This is a genomic window from Prauserella salsuginis, from assembly GCF_024648885.1.
Lineage (GTDB): Bacteria > Actinomycetota > Actinomycetes > Mycobacteriales > Pseudonocardiaceae > Prauserella > Prauserella salsuginis.
Map to the genome: position 1 here is coordinate 233,292 of NZ_JANBBF010000014.1, position 16,380 is coordinate 249,671.

Annotated in this window: 13 protein-coding genes; 7 read left to right on the forward strand and 6 right to left on the reverse strand. The window is 70.7% G+C overall.

The genetic code is table 11. The annotated features are described in order from the left end of the window. Positions 1-223 precede the first annotated feature (223 nt). Both LY40_RS23600 and metG read right to left on the reverse strand, forming a co-directional pair. Positions 224-1,075 carry a TatD family hydrolase gene (locus tag LY40_RS23600; protein WP_258938172.1) on the reverse strand — a complete coding sequence of 284 codons (852 nt, stop codon included), beginning with the start codon at positions 1,073-1,075 and terminating at the stop codon, positions 224-226. A 29-nt stretch (positions 1,076-1,104) separates the two neighbouring features. Further along, positions 1,105-2,898, reverse strand: coding sequence for a methionine--tRNA ligase (gene metG, locus LY40_RS23605; protein WP_183782999.1), 1,794 nt, complete (start codon positions 2,896-2,898; stop codon positions 1,105-1,107). Positions 2,899-3,206: 308 nt separating this feature from the next. Here metG and LY40_RS23610 point away from each other — a divergent pair, with 308 nt between their 5' ends. The 4 genes from LY40_RS23610 to LY40_RS23625 all read left to right on the forward strand — a co-directional run bounded on the left by LY40_RS23610 (position 3,207) and on the right by LY40_RS23625 (position 6,830). Beyond that, positions 3,207-3,821 carry a PadR family transcriptional regulator gene (locus tag LY40_RS23610; protein WP_183782997.1) on the forward strand — a complete coding sequence of 205 codons (615 nt, stop codon included), beginning with the start codon at positions 3,207-3,209 and terminating at the stop codon, positions 3,819-3,821. Positions 3,822-4,346: 525 nt separating this feature from the next. Then, on the forward strand, positions 4,347-5,396 hold the full coding sequence (locus LY40_RS23615; RefSeq protein ID WP_258938173.1) for an ATP-binding cassette domain-containing protein: 1,050 nt from the start codon (positions 4,347-4,349) through the stop codon (positions 5,394-5,396). Beyond that, entirely contained in the window at positions 5,386-6,153 is a 768-nt protein-coding gene (locus tag LY40_RS23620; RefSeq protein WP_258938174.1) for an ABC transporter permease, read from the forward strand. Before LY40_RS23615 ends, LY40_RS23620 begins: the two co-directional genes overlap by 11 nt. Before the next feature lie 83 nt (positions 6,154-6,236). Further along, positions 6,237-6,830, forward strand: a complete 594-nt coding sequence (locus LY40_RS23625; RefSeq protein ID WP_183782990.1) for a GH25 family lysozyme — start codon at positions 6,237-6,239, stop codon at positions 6,828-6,830. Between the two features lie 4 nt (positions 6,831-6,834). On the opposite strand, the gene LY40_RS23630 is transcribed toward LY40_RS23625, so the two are convergent. Beyond that, entirely contained in the window at positions 6,835-7,854 is a 1,020-nt protein-coding gene (locus tag LY40_RS23630) for a glycoside hydrolase family 183 protein (protein ID WP_258938175.1), read from the reverse strand. A gap of 120 nt (positions 7,855-7,974) precedes the next feature. Between LY40_RS23630 and LY40_RS23635 the strand changes: the two genes are divergently transcribed. Next, entirely contained in the window at positions 7,975-9,366 is a 1,392-nt protein-coding gene (locus LY40_RS23635; protein WP_258938176.1) for an aminodeoxychorismate synthase component I, read from the forward strand. Here LY40_RS23635 and rsmI read toward each other — a convergent pair. Further along, a complete protein-coding gene (gene rsmI / locus LY40_RS23640) occupies positions 9,333-10,160 on the reverse strand; it encodes a 16S rRNA (cytidine(1402)-2'-O)-methyltransferase (protein WP_183782984.1) in 828 nt (275 codons plus the stop codon). The two genes, LY40_RS23635 and rsmI, sit on opposite strands and share 34 nt — an antisense overlap. 233 nt (positions 10,161-10,393) lie before the next feature. Here rsmI and LY40_RS23645 point away from each other — a divergent pair, with 233 nt between their 5' ends. Next, entirely contained in the window at positions 10,394-11,950 is a 1,557-nt protein-coding gene (locus LY40_RS23645; RefSeq protein WP_258938177.1) for a dolichyl-phosphate-mannose--protein mannosyltransferase, read from the forward strand. On the opposite strand, the gene LY40_RS23650 is transcribed toward LY40_RS23645, so the two are convergent. Both LY40_RS23650 and LY40_RS23655 read right to left on the reverse strand, forming a co-directional pair. After that, positions 11,901-12,620, reverse strand: coding sequence for a lysoplasmalogenase (locus tag LY40_RS23650; RefSeq protein ID WP_258938178.1), 720 nt, complete (start codon positions 12,618-12,620; stop codon positions 11,901-11,903). The genes LY40_RS23645 and LY40_RS23650 overlap by 50 nt on opposite strands. Further along, positions 12,617-14,290 carry a serine/threonine-protein kinase gene (locus LY40_RS23655; protein ID WP_183782980.1) on the reverse strand — a complete coding sequence of 558 codons (1,674 nt, stop codon included), beginning with the start codon at positions 14,288-14,290 and terminating at the stop codon, positions 12,617-12,619. The genes LY40_RS23650 and LY40_RS23655 overlap by 4 nt, the downstream gene beginning before the upstream one ends. Here LY40_RS23655 and LY40_RS23660 point away from each other — a divergent pair. Continuing rightward, the gene (locus LY40_RS23660; RefSeq protein WP_258938179.1) at positions 14,199-16,361 is read left to right on the forward strand and encodes a propionyl-CoA synthetase; all 2,163 of its coding nucleotides are present in this window, start codon (positions 14,199-14,201) and stop codon (positions 16,359-16,361) included. The two genes, LY40_RS23655 and LY40_RS23660, sit on opposite strands and share 92 nt — an antisense overlap. Positions 16,362-16,380 lie beyond the last annotated feature (19 nt).

Genomic DNA, 16,380 nt, shown 5'->3' on the forward strand with positions numbered 1-16,380 from the left:
GTCCCCTGACATTCCCGCGCGGGCCGTTGCCCCGCGGGCGATGTCGTCCCCGACGAACACCGACGTGACTGTGGGCGTGCCGCATCGAGACAGTCGATCTCAACCGGCACGGTCACGGGACCGTAACGGGTGCCGTTGGGTTGCGCAAACACGGCGCGCGATCCCGTGACCTTCATCACCTGGGCTGATCGACTGTAACGCCCACGCCGTTGTCGCAGCCCGTTCACGTCGACGTGACCGTCTGCGACGAAGGAAGGCCGAACACCCGCTCGGCATTACTCCGAACGGAGTCCGCGACCACGTCGACCGGCTCCCCACGAAGCTCCGCGAGCCCCTGAACGGTATAGGCCGCGCAGTACGGCTCGTTCGGGCGTCCCCGGAACGGGTGTGGTGTGAGGAACGGCGCATCGGTCTCGACCAGATAGTGCTCCGGCGGCACGAGCTTCGCCGCTTCGTGCAGCCCCTTGGCGTTCCGGAACGTGACGGTGCCGGCGAACGAGAGCACGTAGCCGGCGTCGACACAGCGGCGCGCCATGTCGGCGTCCCCGGAGAAGCAGTGGAACACCACGGTGTCCGGCGCACCCTCCTCCTCGAGGATGCGCAGCAGGTCCTCGTGCGCCTCGCGGTCGTGGATCATCAGGGGCTTGCCGATCCGCTTGGCGAGGTCGATGTGCCAGCGGAAGGCCTCCTGCTGGGCGTCCGGGCGCGAGTAGTCCCAGTAGTAGTCCAGACCGGTCTCCCCCACCGCCACGACGCGTTCGGCGGCCGCGAGGCGTTCGATCTCGGCCTTCTCGACGTCACCGAAATCCGCGGTGCGCGTGGGATGGATCGCCACTGCTGCGAACACGCGCTCGTCCCACGTCGCGGCCTCGGCGGCCCAGCGGGCGGCGGCGAGGTCGTCGGCGACGGTGACCACGCGCTCGATGCCCGCCCTGCCCGCGCGGTCGAGCAATGCCGTCACATCGGCGGCCGTCCCGTCCCCGCAGGCGTCGAGGTGCGTGTGTGCGTCCACCGCAGGGGTGGGCAGGCGTTCCGGCACCGGCGGCGGCGCGTCACGATCCTTCTTGCGGCTCACGTCTTCTCCCGGCTGGGTGGACGGTCGGTTCAGCTCTGGATGGGCGCCCACTCCGGACCGGTCTCGCCCAGCGACGCGTCGAGCTTGGCGAACAGCGGCGACGGCTTCTCGAGCGGACGGCCCACCTCCACCGGCGTCGACTCCCACGTCGCCTGCTCGCTCGCGTAGTCACCGGTGAGAATCGGATTCGTCCGGCCGGGGATGTCGAGGTCCTCGACGTCGTGACACTCCGGCTGCGCCGCCCACACACCCGTACCGCCGAGCGCCTCGTGGACCTTCTGCGCCGCGTGCGGCAGGAACGGTGTCAGGAGCGCGTTCGCGTCCGACACGACCTGCAGCGCCGTGTGCAGCACGGCGTCCCGCCGGTCCGGGTCCTCCTTGAGCTTCCACGGCTCCTGGTCGGACAGGTACTTGTTGGCCGCCGACACGACGCGCATCGCCTCGCCGGCCGCCTGCTTGAACCGCGAATGCCGCAGGTGCGTGCCGACGGTGTCGAACGCCCCCTTGGCGAGCGCCTTGAGCTCTTCGTCCGCGGGTGCGGGAGCGGTCGGCGCCGGCACGCCGCCGTTGTTCTTGTGCGCCAGCGAGATCGACCGGTTGACGAGGTTTCCCCACTCGTTGGCGAGTTCGAAGTTGGTGCGCCGCACGAACTCGTCCCACGTGAAGTCCGTGTCCTGCGTCTCCGGTCCGGCGACGCTGATGAAGTAGCGCAGCGTGTCGGGGCCGAACTCGCGCAGGAAGTCCTCGACGTAGATGACCGTGCCGCGCGAGGTCGAGAACTTCGACCCGCTCATGGTGAGGAACTCGCTCGAGACGATCTCGCCCGGCAGGTTCAGCGTGCCGTACGGACCGGTCTCGCCGCCCTTGTCGCCCTGGCCGTTGTGGCCGAGCAGGAAGGCGGGCCACAGCTGGGCGTGGAACGTGATGTTGTCCTTGCCCATGAAGTAGAAGGACTGGGCGTCCGGGTCCGTCCAGAACGGCTTCCACGCGTCTGGGTCACCGGTGCGGCGGGCCCATTCGACGCTGGCGGAGAAGTAGCCGATGACCGCGTCGAACCACACGTAGAACCGTTTGAGCGGCTGGTCCCGCCACCCATCGAGCGGCACCTTCACACCCCAGTCGAGATCGCGCGTGATGGGACGGGGGCGCATGTCGTCGACGAGGTTCTTGGTGAAGTTCAGGACGTTCGGGCGCCAGTCGGTCTTGGTCGAGAGCCAGTTGCCGAGTGATTCGGTGAAGGCGGGCAGGTCGAGGAACAGGTGCTCGGTCTCGACGAACTCGGGCTTCTCACCGTTGATGCGCGAGCGCGGGTTCTTCAGCTCGGCGGCGTCCAGCTGGTTGCCGCAGTTGTCGCACTGGTCCCCGCGGGCACCGTCGTAACCGCAGAGCGGGCAGGTGCCCTCGATGTAGCGGTCCGGCAGCGTGCGTCCCGTCGACGGGCTGACCGCGCCGGTGGTCGTCTTCGGCACGACGTACCCGTTGCGGTGCAGTGCCAGGAAGATCTGCTGCACCACTTCGGCGTGATTGCCGGTGGTGGTGCGGGTGAACAGGTCGTAGGACAGCCCGAGGCCGCGCAGGTCCTGGCTGATCTGGCGGGTGTACTTGTCGGCGGTCTCCTGCGGCGAAAGACCCTCCTTGTCGGCCTGCACCAGGATCGGCGTGCCGTGTTCGTCGGTGCCGGAGACCATGAGCACCCGGTTGCCGGCCATGCGCTGGTAGCGCGAGAAGACGTCGGAGGGGACGCCGAAACCGGACACATGACCGATGTGGCGGGGACCGTTGGCGTAAGGCCAGGCCACCGCGGTCAACACTGAGGTGCTCATACTAGAAATTGAACACTGCGGCGCGTAGCGCCACGTTGGGGGGCGGCGGTCGGGCGACGGGTGGGCCAACACTGTGGCGCGTAGCGCTTCCTTGAGAGGCAGGGCAGGACCGACGGGTGGGCCAACCCTGCGGCGCGTAGCGCTTCCTTGAGGGACGGGGGCCGGGCAGGCGGGTGGACCAACCCCGCGGCGCGTAGCGCTTCCTTGAGGACGGCGGGCGCCCCGGCGACCTTCGGCGTCGTGGCCGGTCCTGCGGGTGGGAGGATGGTGCCTCTCGGCGATGCGACCAGGGACGGAGGCCGGAAGCGGTGTCGGCGACGCGGTTGCTCGTGCTCGGCGTGGTGCGGATGCACGGCGGATCGGGCGGCGCACACGGTTACCAGGTGCGACGCGAGCTGTTGTCGTGGTCGGCGGACAAGTGGGCGAACGTCCAGCCGGGTTCGATCTACCACGCCCTGAAGAAGCTCGCGCTGGAAGGCTTGCTCGAGCAAGTCGAGACTCCGCAGGGCAAAGGCCCCGACCGGCTCGCCTACACGCTGACCGATGCGGGCGAGCATGCGTTCCAACAGGAACTGCAACAGCGGATCGCCGACGTGGCGGACGATGCGGCCAACGCGTCCGGGTTCGCGGCGGCGCTGGTATTCCTCACGTGCCTGCCCCGCCAACTGGCGCTCGACCTGCTCGACTACCGACTCGTCCAGCTCGACGGTCAGCGCAAGAACGTAGCGACCGTTCTCGAGAAGGGCACCGACTGGGGCCAACCCGCGCACGTCAACGAGTTGTACCGGCTGTGGCTCGCCCACTGCGACGCCGACATCTCGTGGACCACGGACCTCGTCGCACGGCTGCGCGCGGGCGAGTACGTGATGGCCGACGACGCCGGCCAGAACTTCGGTTCCGCGACACCGAGCGCCACGTCCTGATTCCGCACCACCGCGACGACAGCGACAGGCAGTACACAACTCCGCGATCGCCGCAACTACCTGAGGTCAGGGGGTACTGCCCCTGTCGTGACGACACCCCGTACGAGACGGACGTGGGCGTAACGGACGCCCGCGGAAAACGGATATCTACGACAAGGGCGCCTACGGAAACTCCGCCCCGGCAGAACGCGACTGTGGTGGAACGCGACTGTGGTGGAACGTGGCCGCGGCAGAACGTGGCTGTGGTGAAACGTGGCTGCGCGGCACACCGCGTCGGCCGCACACATCTCGCGCGACACGCTCACCGTTCCCACTCGGCGGACGCCCACGGGGCGAAAACTCTTCGCGTATCCGTCCTCCCTGCGCCACGCTCATCGTAGCGCGCCCATCGTTGTCTAATCAAATTTGACTAGATGCCGCGTGCGGAGGACAGTTGGGCGTCGACGGCCGAATCGGCCGGACCATGCGGCCTGCCGCGTCCGGCAACTGCGGCGGATCCGCACATCACTTTCGACGGGGGTTTTCTTGATCAAGGCACGCGGCCTGCAGCGACGGTTCACGTCGCGCGGGCGCACAGTGGATGCGGTGAAAGGCGTCGACATCGACGTCACCGAGGGCGAGCTCGTCGGATTCCTCGGCCCGAACGGCGCGGGGAAGACGACGACGCTGCGCATGCTGACGACCCTGCTCACGCCCACGGCGGGCGAAGCCGAGGTCGCCGGGTGCGATCTGCGCGCCGATCCGGTCGGCGTGCGCAAGCGCATCGGCTACGTCGCGCAGGGCGGCGGTACCGGTCCGGAATGCAAGGTCGCCGAAGAGATCGAACTGCAGGGCAGGCTGTACGGGCTCAGCAAGGCCGACGCGATCGCACGGGGCAAGGTGCTGACCGAACAGCTCGACCTGTCCGGATTGGACCAGCGGCTGACGAAGACGCTCTCCGGCGGCCAGCGGCGCAGGCTCGACATCGCACTCGGGCTGATCCACTCGCCGAAACTGGTGTTCTTCGACGAACCGACGACCGGCCTCGACCCGCAGAGCCGGGCGAATCTGTGGGAGCACATCCGCATGCTGCGTTCCGAACAGGGCGTGACCCTGTTCCTCACGACGCACTACCTCGAAGAGGCCGACGCGCTGTGTGACCGCATCCTCGTCATCGACGGCGGGGAGATCGTGGCCGAGGGATCCCCCGACGCGCTCAAGGCGCGGGTGTCGGGCGACAGCGTCGTGCTCGGGGTCGACGACGACGTCACGACCAGGGCCGCGGAGATCGTCGGCCGGGTCGACGGCGCCCACGACCTGGTCACGGCCGTTGGCGAGGTGCGATTCCGGGTGCCGCGGGGTGACACGGCGCTGCCCGCGCTGCTGCGGGCGTTCGACTCCGAGGGACTGACGATGCAGTCGATGCAGGTTCAGCGGCCGACGCTGGACGACGTGTTCCTGACCCTCACCGGCCGCAGCCTCCGCGACTCCGAGAGCGGCGGTGACGCCGACCAGCCCGACGAGACGGCGACCGACGAGGACAGCAACAGGAACGACGACAGCGACAGGAACGAGGTGCCGACCCATGTTGCGTGACGTCTGGCTGATCTTCCGGCGCGACGCGATCCTGCTGTCCCGGAATCCGGCGTGGCTGGCGATCGGCGTGATGCAGCCGGTGTTGTACCTGGTGCTGTTCGGCCCGCTGATGGAGCGGATCGTGACCAGCACACCCGGGTTCCCGCCCGGCAGCAGCTGGACGGTCCTGACGCCCGCGCTGATCATCCAGCTCGCACTGTTCAGCGCGACGACCGCGGGGTTCTCACTGTTGGCGGATTTGCGCAACGGCGTGGTGGAACGGCTCCGGGTCACCCCGGCCAGCCGCGTGGCGCTGCTGCTCGGCAAGGTCCTGACCAACGGGCTGACCACCGTGGCGCAGGCCATCATCATCACGACGCTGGCGTTCCTCGTGTTCGACCTGTCGGCCCCGTTCGGCGGGATCCTGCTGACATTGCTGATCGTGGCGATGCTGTCGGTGACGCTGGCGTCGGCGTCGTACGCCGTGGCGCTGACACTGCGCAACGAGGAGGCGTTCCCGGCCCTGGTGAACTCGGTGATGATGCCGGTGCTGTTGCTGTCGGGGATTCTCGTGCCGATCACGACCGGCCTCGCTCCGGATTGGCTGTACGCGATCTCGCGGGTCAATCCGTTCACGCACATCGTCGACGCGGGACGCGCCGGATTCCGCGGCGACTTCTCCGTCGACGCGATGCTCACCGGCTCGATCGTGCTGGTCGTGCTGATGTCGCTGTGCGTGTTCTGGGGCGCGCGGACGTTCCGGCGCGAGAACGCCTGACACGCCGCGGGTGATGGCCGCCTGACGTGCGCGAACGCACGTAGGGTGGCCGTCACCATCGCTTCCGGCAGCTAGGGGGACTCGTGACGGAGCCCGCGGGCGCGAGCGGCGTCGGACTGCACCTGCGCGAATCCGTGCCCGATTGGGCGGCGCTACGCGGCCGGGCCGTCACGTTCGCGTCGATCACCGTCACCGAGAACCACAACTGGAGTGACTCCGGTTCGGCGCAGCAGCTCACGCGTGCGCTCGACGCGGGCGTGCACGCGGGCATCCGCCACCTCGCCAGGGAAGGCGGGGCCATCGACCAGGCGCGGCACGTCGTGCGCACGGGCGCGCCGCTCGGTGCGTTCGCACCCGGCGTGCTCGCGCCCGCACTCGACGCCCGCGCGGCGGGCATCGACGACCGGTTCGTCAAGGCGTGGATCAAGACGATCCGTGGCGAGGCCGGTATCGGCAAGGTGCTGGTCTACGCCGAGTTCGAGGACTGGCAGCACCGGTTCCACCCGGACAAGTGGGCCGATTCCGGTGTCGTGCTGTGGCTCGTGCGCCGCAACGGCATTCCCGGACGTCCCGGCTGGTTCCACAGCAGGCTCGGCGTCCACCAGCACACCGGTGACGGACCCGCCGCGACATCGGCGCTCGTCTACCCGTTCACCCTCGCCGACGTGCTGCTGTGAGTGACTATCGCACCTCGAAACGGGTTCGGGTGAGGAAGACGTTGTACGGACCCCACTGGGAGACGAGGTAGTAGACGTCGAAACCGCCGGACGGACCGGGAGCTTCGGCCGGCGTCCCGTCCAGCGACCAGGGATGCAGGAATCCGCCGTAGATCGCGGGATGTTCGTCGCCGGAGACGACGACGTCGCCCTCGGTCCACGGGCCGGTCGGCGCGGGGGCGGTGCGGGCCACGATGCCGCGGCGTGGTTCGTCGAGGTGCAGCATCAGCCAGCGGCCGCAGCCTCGGTGACGGCCGACGGACATCTCCCCGACCGAGCCGTCGAACAGCGGTGCCGCTGCGCTCTCGTCACCGCGCCACCCGGATCCGTCCCAGTACTCGTACGCCCGCACCCGCAGCAGGTCCGAGGGGCGAACCCGGGCGAGATACGGCACGTCGCGGCGGCCGTTGGTCGTGCCGAACAGCAGGACGTACTCGTCGTCGCGGGCGAACGCGCCCACCTGGAACCTGCTGCGGCCGTCGCGGTTCGACCACCTCGCAGATCTCGGTCTGCGCCACGTGCATCCGTCGTCGCGGGACACCGCGACACCCGCGTGGTTGGTACGCCAGTGGCCGGGCTCGCCCCACTCCCGCACCGACATGTAGTGCGCGTAGTGCACGCCGTCGACGGTGATCGCACCGTTCGGCACGACCGTCACCTCGCCCCTGCCCGACGGGATGACCTGCGCCGCTCCGCCGCCCGCCCGCGCCACGACGCCGTCCAACGGCAGCCCACCGGAGACGTCGCGCGCGGTCGACCAGGCGAGCACGTTGCTGCGCCAGTCCGCCGAACCCGGACCGGCGCCGTGGCCGCCCCAACCCTGGCCGAAGGTGTCGCCGAACAGGGCGAACACCCGGCCACCGCCGGCATCCCACAGGATGCCGAGGTCGGTCGCCGCGAGGGCGAACCTCGCGGCGGTGCGGTTCGCCGAGTCCGCCCCGGTCACCTTCGCGATCCGCTCGGTCTCCACGGGCCTGACGTCCATGCCGCGAACGTAGCGGCGACCCGGCCACCGCGCCCGTGTCGATCAGGCGGAACACACGCGGCCGTCGCGTTCGACACCTTCGATTCGGTTTCTCTCGCCGATCGGGTGACAATGCCGGGCATGCGGCTGCGGCGAACGGCACTCGACTGCGACCTGTCCCCCGAGCAGGTCCTCACGGTGCTGGAACACCGCGCCCGCGACCACGCCCTGCCGGGACCGGCCGCGCTGACCGGAGACTGGTTCGGCTCCCGCGCGGTGCTCGCACCGTCGGTTCACCTCGATCCCGTCCCGGATCCCTCCGACGCGCTGGCCATGCCGGCCCGGCTTCCCGCCGGTACCGACGGTTCCGGCATCGCGGCGGCCGCCGACGACACGGGTGCGGTCGGCGGCGGCTGGTTCGGCTACCTGTCCTACGACCTGTCCGACCCCTCCCACCGCCGCGGCCCGTTGCCGCCCGCGGTGTGGGGCTGGGCAGGCCACGTGCTGCGCCTGGACGCCGAGGGCCGCTGGTGGTTCGAAGCCCTCGACGGCTCGCCGGGCGGCGACGCCGACGCCGGCGAGTTCCGGGATCTGCTCGCCGCCGCGGCCGCCGGAGCGCACCCGGCCGCGGCGCACACCTGGCACGCGACGTCGCTGCGCCGCCCACCGCGCGGCGACCACGAACGCGCCGTCGCCGACTGCGTACGCGCCATCGCCGCCGGCGAGGTGTTCCAGGCCAACATCTGCACCCGGTTCACCGGCACCTTCGACGGTTCGCCGCTCGCACTGTTCACCGAGGGCACTCGCCGGCTGCACCCGGCCCGCGCCGCCTACCTCGCCGGAGAGTGGGGTGCGGCCGTGTCGATGTCGCCGGAGCTGTTCGTCGCCCGTCACGGCACAGCGGTGCGGTCGACACCGATCAAAGGCACCCGGCCCCGCCGCGGACCGCAGGACGACGCGGGAGCGCACCTGTTGCGCGAGTCGGTCAAGGACGTGGCCGAGAACGTGATGATCACCGACCTGGTGCGCAACGACCTGGGCCGGGTGTGCGAGATCGGCAGCGTGCGCGTGCCGGAACTGCTCGCGGTCCGGCCGGCGCCGGGCGTGTGGCACCTCGACTCGACGGTTGTCGGCACCCTCACCGCGGGCGCCAACGACACGGCGCTGCTGCACGCGACGTTCCCGCCCGGATCGGTCACGGGCGCGCCGAAGATCCGGGCACTCGACCTGATCGCCGAGCTCGAACCGGTCGCACGCGGGCTGTACACCGGTGCCGTCGGACTCGCCTCGCCGGTCGCGGGCACGGAGCTCAGCGTCGCGATCCGCACCTTCGAGATCGCGGCCGGTGAGGTGCACGTCGGCGTGGGCGGCGGCATCACGGCCGATTCGGATCCCGGTGCCGAATGGCACGAATGCCTCGACAAGGCGGCGCCCCTGGAAACGCTGCTCGCCACCCCTCCCGGCGATGACGCGGGTGCCGGTGGTGCGGCGCCGTCGCGTCAGTCCGGCCGCGCGGCCACGACGGCGTCGTAGAGCTCCTTCTTCGACACGCCAGTCTCCTTCGCGACCTCCGCGGCGACCGCCTTGAGCCGTTCGCCCGCCTCGACCCGCCGCGTCACCTCACCGACCAGGTCGGCGACGCTCACGTCGCGCGGCGCGGCCCCCGCCAGCACCACGGTGATCTCGCCGCGCACCCCGTCGGCGGCCCACTCGGCCAGCTCGCCCAGCGTGCCGCGGCGCACCTGCTCGTACGTCTTGGTCAGCTCACGGCACACGGCCGCGCGACGGTCGGCGCCCAGTCGCGCCGCCGCATCCGCCAGGAGCGAAGCCAGCCGGTGCGGCGATTCGAAGAACACGGTCGTCCGCTTCTCCTCGGCGAGCTCGGCGAACCAGCGCGCACGTTCACCCGGCTTGCGTGGCGCGAAGCCGTCGAAGCAGAAGCGGTCGGGCGCGAGCCCGGACAACGCCAGCGCCGTGGTCACCGCCGACGGTCCCGGTACGCAGCTGACGGGCAGGTCCTCCTCGGCACACGCCGCCACCAGACGGAACCCGGGATCGGACACACTCGGCATCCCGGCGTCCGTCACGAGCACGACCGTGTCGCCCTCGCGGACGGCGTCGAGCAGCTTCGGCAACCGCGCGCTCTCGACGTCCTCGTAGAAGCTGACGACCTTGGCCGCCGGTGCGACGTCCAGTGCCGTGGCCAGCGATCGCAGCCGGCGGGTGTCCTCGGCGGCGATGACGTCGGCGGTCCGCAGCGCCTCCGCGAGACGGGGGCTGGCGTCACTGCGGTCGCCGAGCGGCGTTCCGGCGAGGATCAACGGCATGCCGCGAGGCTATCCGGCGCCCGCCACCACCGATGCGCGATCCCCGACCGATGGTGCGATTCGGCGTCGTCGCACGCGCGAAGGGAAGATTCGGGCCTCCCGCCCGACCACCGCCCCTCAAGGACGCGCTGACGCGTGACTGTGCCTGAACGCCCCGAAGCGCCCTTGGGGGCGCGTCGGCCCCGCCACGGGCTGCACGGGGTTTCACATCGCCGCCCGTAAGATCGGCCTCCGTGACCGCCGTACTGCCGCGACCGCGCCGCGCCGGAACCGGTCCGGCCGGGCAGCCGCCGTCGGACCGCGAGGCCGCGCTGCTCGGCACGCCGATGCCGGTCGACCGCATGCGCGCGCTGTGGGTCACGCTCGTCATCACCACGATCGGCGGCGTCCTGCGCCTGTGGAACCTCGGCCACCCCACCGACGGCGGTTCGCCGGTCTTCGACGAGAAGCACTACGTCCCGCAGGCGTGGCAGATGCTGCGCAACGGCGGTTACGAGGACAACTACGGCTACGAACTCGTCGTCCACCCGCCACTGGCGAAACAGCTCATGGCGGCCGGCGAGTGGCTGCTGGGCTACAACGGCTGGGGCTGGCGGCTCACGGCGGCCGTCGCGGGCACGCTGATCATCCTGCTGGTCATCCGCATCGCCCGGCGGCTGACCCGGTCCACGCTGCTCGGCGCGGTCGCCGGGGTCCTCGTCATCTGCGACGGTGTGCTGCACCTGCAGTCGCGCATGGGGATGCTCGACATCTTCCAGGCGCTGTTCGTCGTCGCTGCGTTCGCCTGCGTCCTCCTCGACCGCGACCAGGTCCGCGAGCGCCTCGCCACGGCCGCCGGCGAGGGCTGGGCCTGGAACACCCCGTTCGGGCCGCGACTCGGTTTCCGCTGGTGGCGGTTCGGCGCCGGCGTGATGCTCGGACTGGCGACGGGCATCAAGTGGTCGGGCATGTACTGGGTGATCGCGTTCGGCCTGCTGACGATCGCGTTCGACGTCGCCGCCCGCCGTACCGCCGGCATCGCCCGGCCGTGGGTGGGCATGCTGCGCCGCGATCTCGCGCCGGCGCTGTGGAGCATCGGCGTGATCTCGGTGCTGGTCTACCTGTCCACGTGGTGGGCGTGGTTCGCGAGCGAAACGGCCACCGACCGGCACTACGCCGAGATCAGCGGCGACGGTTCGCTGGCCTTCCTGCCTGGCGCCCTGCGCGAACTGGTGCTGTACACGCTGAACGTCCTCGACTTCCACAGCAGCCTGGCCACACCGGACGGCGATCCGCACCCGTGGGAGTCCAAGCCGTGGACGTGGCCGATGGGCCTGCGCCCGATGCTGTACCACCACGAGTCCGGCAACCAGATCGACGGCTGCGGGCAGAGCGACTGTGTTCAGGCGACGATGCTCATCGGCACCCCGGCGATGTGGTGGCTCGCGTTGCCGGTGCTCGGCTGGGGACTGTGGCGGACGGTCTTCCGCGCCGACTGGCGCTACGCCGCCGTGCTCGTCGGCTACGCCGCTGGGCTGCTGCCGTGGTTCGTGAACCTCGACCGGCAGATGTACTTCTTCTACGCCACCCCGCTGGCGCCGTTCCTGATCCTCGGGCTCACGCTGGTGCTCGGCCACCTGCTGGGCCGCGCGAAGGCGAGTTTCGAACGCCGCGGCACGGGACTGCTCGTGGTGTCGCTGTACACCGGCCTGGTGGTGGCGAACTTCGTCTGGCTGTGGCCGATCCTCGTCGGCGAACCGATCACTCCGGAGCGGTGGAACGCGGAGCTGTGGCTCCCGTCGTGGCGGTGACGCCGCCTGCGCGGACCGCGCCGACGGCCAGCAACGCCTGGCCCGCCAGATAGGTGAGCATCACCCAGAAGCCCGGCGCGGGCGGGTCGTACCAGTCGGCGAACGCACCCAGCGCGATGAGCCCGTCCGACACGAAGAACACCGCACCGCCGAGCCCGGCGAGCGTGCCCACCCCGGTGGCGAGCACCGCCATCGCCGTCAGGCAGAGGCCGTAGATCGCGACCGGGACGAGCATCCCGCCCGCGCCCGGTGCGCACAGTCCGAACAGCACGCCGAACGCGACGACGTAGCCCGTCACGGCCGGGGTGCGCAGCAGCGACGCGTGCCGGTACGGCCAGAACGCGACGATGTACGTGACCTGGGCCAGCAGGAATCCGCCGACCATGGCCAGGAACGCAGCGTCCCCCGTGAACGCCGCGGGCAGCGTGTCGCCGAGCCACGACAGCGCCAGCGCCGCCACCACGAGCCGCACCAGCCTCGTGCGTTCGGGAGCCGCGCACCACAACCAGCCGGCGAGCAGCGGCATGAGCAGCACCTGCGTCGGCCTTGACAACCAACCGGGACCGGTGAGCTGCACGACGAGGTGCACCACACCGATCGCGGCGTACGTACCGGCAAGTACCGCGGACGGCCCTACGGCGCCCCGGGGAGCGGCCGAGGACCGGTTCACTGCGAACGCGGCACGATCTGCGTGACCGGACCGTCGGCGGACGAGCCGATCCGCGAGAGCCAGCCACCGATCTCCCGTTCCACGGCGGCGAGCGTCGGCCGGTTCCGAGGTTGTGGGTCCAGCGAGGCGCGCAGCAGCCGGGCGTGCACGCTCTGCCGGGGAAGGTGGCTCGCCGGTTCGGCGCGGGCGGCGGCCATCAGCGCGGCCATCGGCGTTTCGCGGGTGCCGCGGGGCGGATGCCCGGACAGCGCGTAGCTGACGGTGGCGGCGAGCTGCCAGGCGTCCGATGCGGGAGTCGCGGTCGACCCCTCGGCGATCTCGGGGGCGGTGTAGTCCGGGGTGCCGATCATCATGCCGGTGGCCGTCAGCTTGGCGTCATCCTTGCTGCGGGCGATCCCGAAGTCGATCAGGTGCGGCATGCCCTGCGGGTCGAGGATGACGTTCGAGGGCTTCATGTCGCGATGCAGCACCTCCTGCTCGTGCGCGGCCGACAACGCACCCGCGAGCGTGGCCCACAGCCTGCCCGCGGACATGTCGTCGAGCCCGCCGCCGTTGTCGACGGTGTCGGCCAGCGACCGGCCTTCGAGGTACTCCATGACCAACGCCATGCCGTCGTGTTCCTCGACGAGGTCGTAGACACGCACGCAGTTCGGGTGCGACAGCATCGCCAGCGCGCGGGCCTCGCGCCGCATGCGCTCCTCGGTCTCCTGGTCGGTGACGTGGGCGATCTTCAGCGCGACCGTGCGGCCGAGCTGCGTGTCGCGCGCCTGCCACACCGTGCCGAACCCGCCCTGGCCGAGCCTGCGGATCCGTTCGAACCGGCCGTCCGAACCGGTCGACGCCGCGGGCGGGACGGCGGCCGCGGCGACGGGAGGAGGCGACGGTGCGACTGCCGTGGGCGCGTACTGGCGCTCCGGTTCGGGCTCGGGGCGCCGCGGCGGCTCGGGACGCGGTGCCGGCCGCGGTTCCGGCGGGGCGTCGGACCGCTGGATGGTCGACCAGCTGGGCGCGCCGACGATCGCCACCGGGATGATCCCGAGGATGACGGCGGGCAGGAAGCCCAGCCACAGGTGGACGGCCGTGTTGGCCTCGACACCGGCCGACAGCAGGACGAACGCGAGGTACGAGCCCCAGATGAACCGGCCCGGCCACTTCGGCCCGCGCCGCAGCGCGACCCGGCCCAGCAGCATGACCGCGAGCAGCGTCAGGATCGGCAGCCCGACGAGGCCGCCGAGGTAGTAGCCGTACGCCAGGGAGTCCCCGGAGGGGTAGAACAGCGTCTCGTAGACGTTCTGGCCGCCCCCGAGGTATTCGGTCTGCGGGCCGACGAAGCAGTACTCCTGGGACAGGTTCGCGACGTCGGTCTGGGTGAGCCCGCCGGTGCCGCCCGCGAAGACGTCGCGGAAGATGCCCGAGATGCCCGTCGCAAGCAGCCACGGCATCACCAGCACCGTGACCACGGCGATCGCGCCGATCGCGATCAGCGGCGCCCCGGTGTAGCGGTTGCCCGTGAACTTGCGGACGATCGCGATGACCAGCGCACCGAACACGGGCCACAGGCCCATGAGCAGGCCGGCCATGCTGGTGGCCCACACCCAGTCGCCGGGGCAGAACCCGGGCTGGAAGATCCGGTACGCCAGCGACAACAACGAGCCAGCGATCGATTCCACCTCTCGCTCCTTCGTGCGTGTCGCTGATGACGTGTGCTCGGCCCCGGGCGGCGGCCGGTCCACACAGTATGTCGACCGCCGTCGGTGTGGACGCATCCGCCTCACTCCGCGTTGCTCTAGTGCAGCGCAGGTGCAACGTCCTACGGTCAACACTCACCGGACTCAGCGCAGAGCACGAAGGAGAGCCGCGATGGGCGCCTACGCCGACACCTACGAGCGCAGCATCACCGACCCGGAGGGCTTCTGGCTCGACGCCGCCCGCGGGGTGAGCTGGACGACGGCGCCCACGAAGGCGCTCGACGACGCCCGCGCTCCGCTGTACCGGTGGTTCCCCGACGGCGAGCTGAACACCGCTTACAACGCGCTCGACCGGCACGTCGAAGGCGGCCGCGGCGACCAGCCCGCGCTGATCTGGGACTCGCCGGTCACCTCGTCGCAGCGCACCTACACCTACTCCGAGCTGCGCGACGAGGTCGCGCGGTTCGCGGGCGGTCTCCGCTCGCTCGGCGTCGACAAGGGCGACCGGGTGATCATCTACATGCCGATGGTGCCCGAGGCCGTCATCGCGATGCTGGCCTGCGCACGGCTCGGCGCGGTGCACTCCGTGGTGTTCGGGGGGTTCGCCCCGAAGGAGCTGGCCGCACGCGTGGAGGACGCGAAGCCGAAGGCCATCGTCGCGGCCTCCTGCGGTATCGAACCGGGCCGGGTCGTGGAGTACAAGCCGATCGTCGAGGACGCGCTGGCGGCCACGGCGCATCAGCCGGATCACGTGGTCGTCCTGCAGCGCGAGGCGAGCCGCTGCGCGATGACCGACCGCGACGTCGACTGGAACGACCTGGTCTCCGGCGTGGCGCCCGCCGATCCGGTGCCGGTCGCCGCGACCGATCCGCTGTACGTCCTCTACACCTCCGGCACGACGGGTAAGCCGAAAGGCGTCGTGCGGGACAACGGGGGCCACGCCGTGGCGCTGGCCTGGTCGATGAGCGCGGTCTACGACATCCACCCCGGCGACGTCTGGTGGACGGCCTCCGACGTCGGCTGGGTCGTCGGCCACTCCTACATCGTCTACGCGCCACTGCTGATCGGCGCCACGACCGTGCTGTACGAGGGCAAGCCGGTGGGCACGCCGGACGCGGGCGCGTTCTGGCGGGTCATCTCCGAGCACGGGGTGAAGGCCCTGTTCACGGCGCCGACGGCGCTGCGGGCGGTCAAGCGCGTAGACCCGGACGCGGCCGAGCTCGCGAACTACGACCTGGGCGGCTTCACGACGCTGTTCATGGCGGGTGAGCGCCTGGACCCGGAGACGTATCACTGGGCGCACGACCACCTCGGCGTACCGGTGATCGACCACTGGTGGCAGACGGAGACGGGCTGGCCGATCGCGGCCAACCTGCGCGGGCTCGAACCGATGCCGGTCAAACCGGGGTCGGCGACGATGCCGGTGCCGGGCTGGCACGTGCAGATCCTCGACCAGGACGGCGTGGCACTGCCGGCCGGGACGGAGGGTGCGATCGCGATCCGGCTGCCGTTGCCTCCGGGTGCGCTGCCGACGCTGTGGGGCGACGACGAGCGCTTCAAGGAGGCCTACCTCTCCCGCTACGACGGCTACTACCTCACCGGCGACTCCGGTTACCTCGACACCGACGGCTACCTGTTCGTCATGGGGCGCACCGACGACGTCATCAACGTCGCGGGCCATCGGCTGTCGACCGGGTCGATGGAGGCCGTGCTGGCGGCCCACCCCGCGGTCGCCGAGTGCGCCGTGATCGGCGTGGCCGACCAGTTGAAGGGACAGCTGCCGCGCGGGTTCGTCGTACTCAAGGCGGGAGTGGACATCACGGAGGAACGGTTGCGGGCCGAGCTCGTCGAGGCGGTTCGCTCGGAGATCGGCCCGGTGGCCGCGTTCCGCGAGGTGTCGGTCGTGCAGGCGCTGCCGAAGACCCGCTCGGGCAAGATCCTGCGCAAGACCATGCGCGGCATCGCCGACGGGCGGGACGAACCGGTGCCGTCGACGATCGAGGACCCGGAGGTGCTCACGGCGCTGAAACCCGTACTGCGAACCGACGGGTGACGCGCCGGCCGCAGCGGTT

Coding starts and splice junctions, on each gene's coding strand:
- LY40_RS23630 (WP_258938175.1), bottom strand. CDS start 7,854: ATGGACGTCAGGCCCGTGGAGACCGAGCGGATCGCGAAGGTGACCGGG.
- metG (WP_183782999.1), bottom strand. CDS start 2,898: ATGAGCACCTCAGTGTTGACCGCGGTGGCCTGGCCTTACGCCAACGGT.
- rsmI (WP_183782984.1), bottom strand. CDS start 10,160: ATGCCGTTGATCCTCGCCGGAACGCCGCTCGGCGACCGCAGTGACGCC.
- LY40_RS23620 (WP_258938174.1), top strand. CDS start 5,386: ATGTTGCGTGACGTCTGGCTGATCTTCCGGCGCGACGCGATCCTGCTG.
- LY40_RS23660 (WP_258938179.1), top strand. CDS start 14,199: ATGCTGGTGGCCCACACCCAGTCGCCGGGGCAGAACCCGGGCTGGAAG.
- LY40_RS23635 (WP_258938176.1), top strand. CDS start 7,975: ATGCGGCTGCGGCGAACGGCACTCGACTGCGACCTGTCCCCCGAGCAG.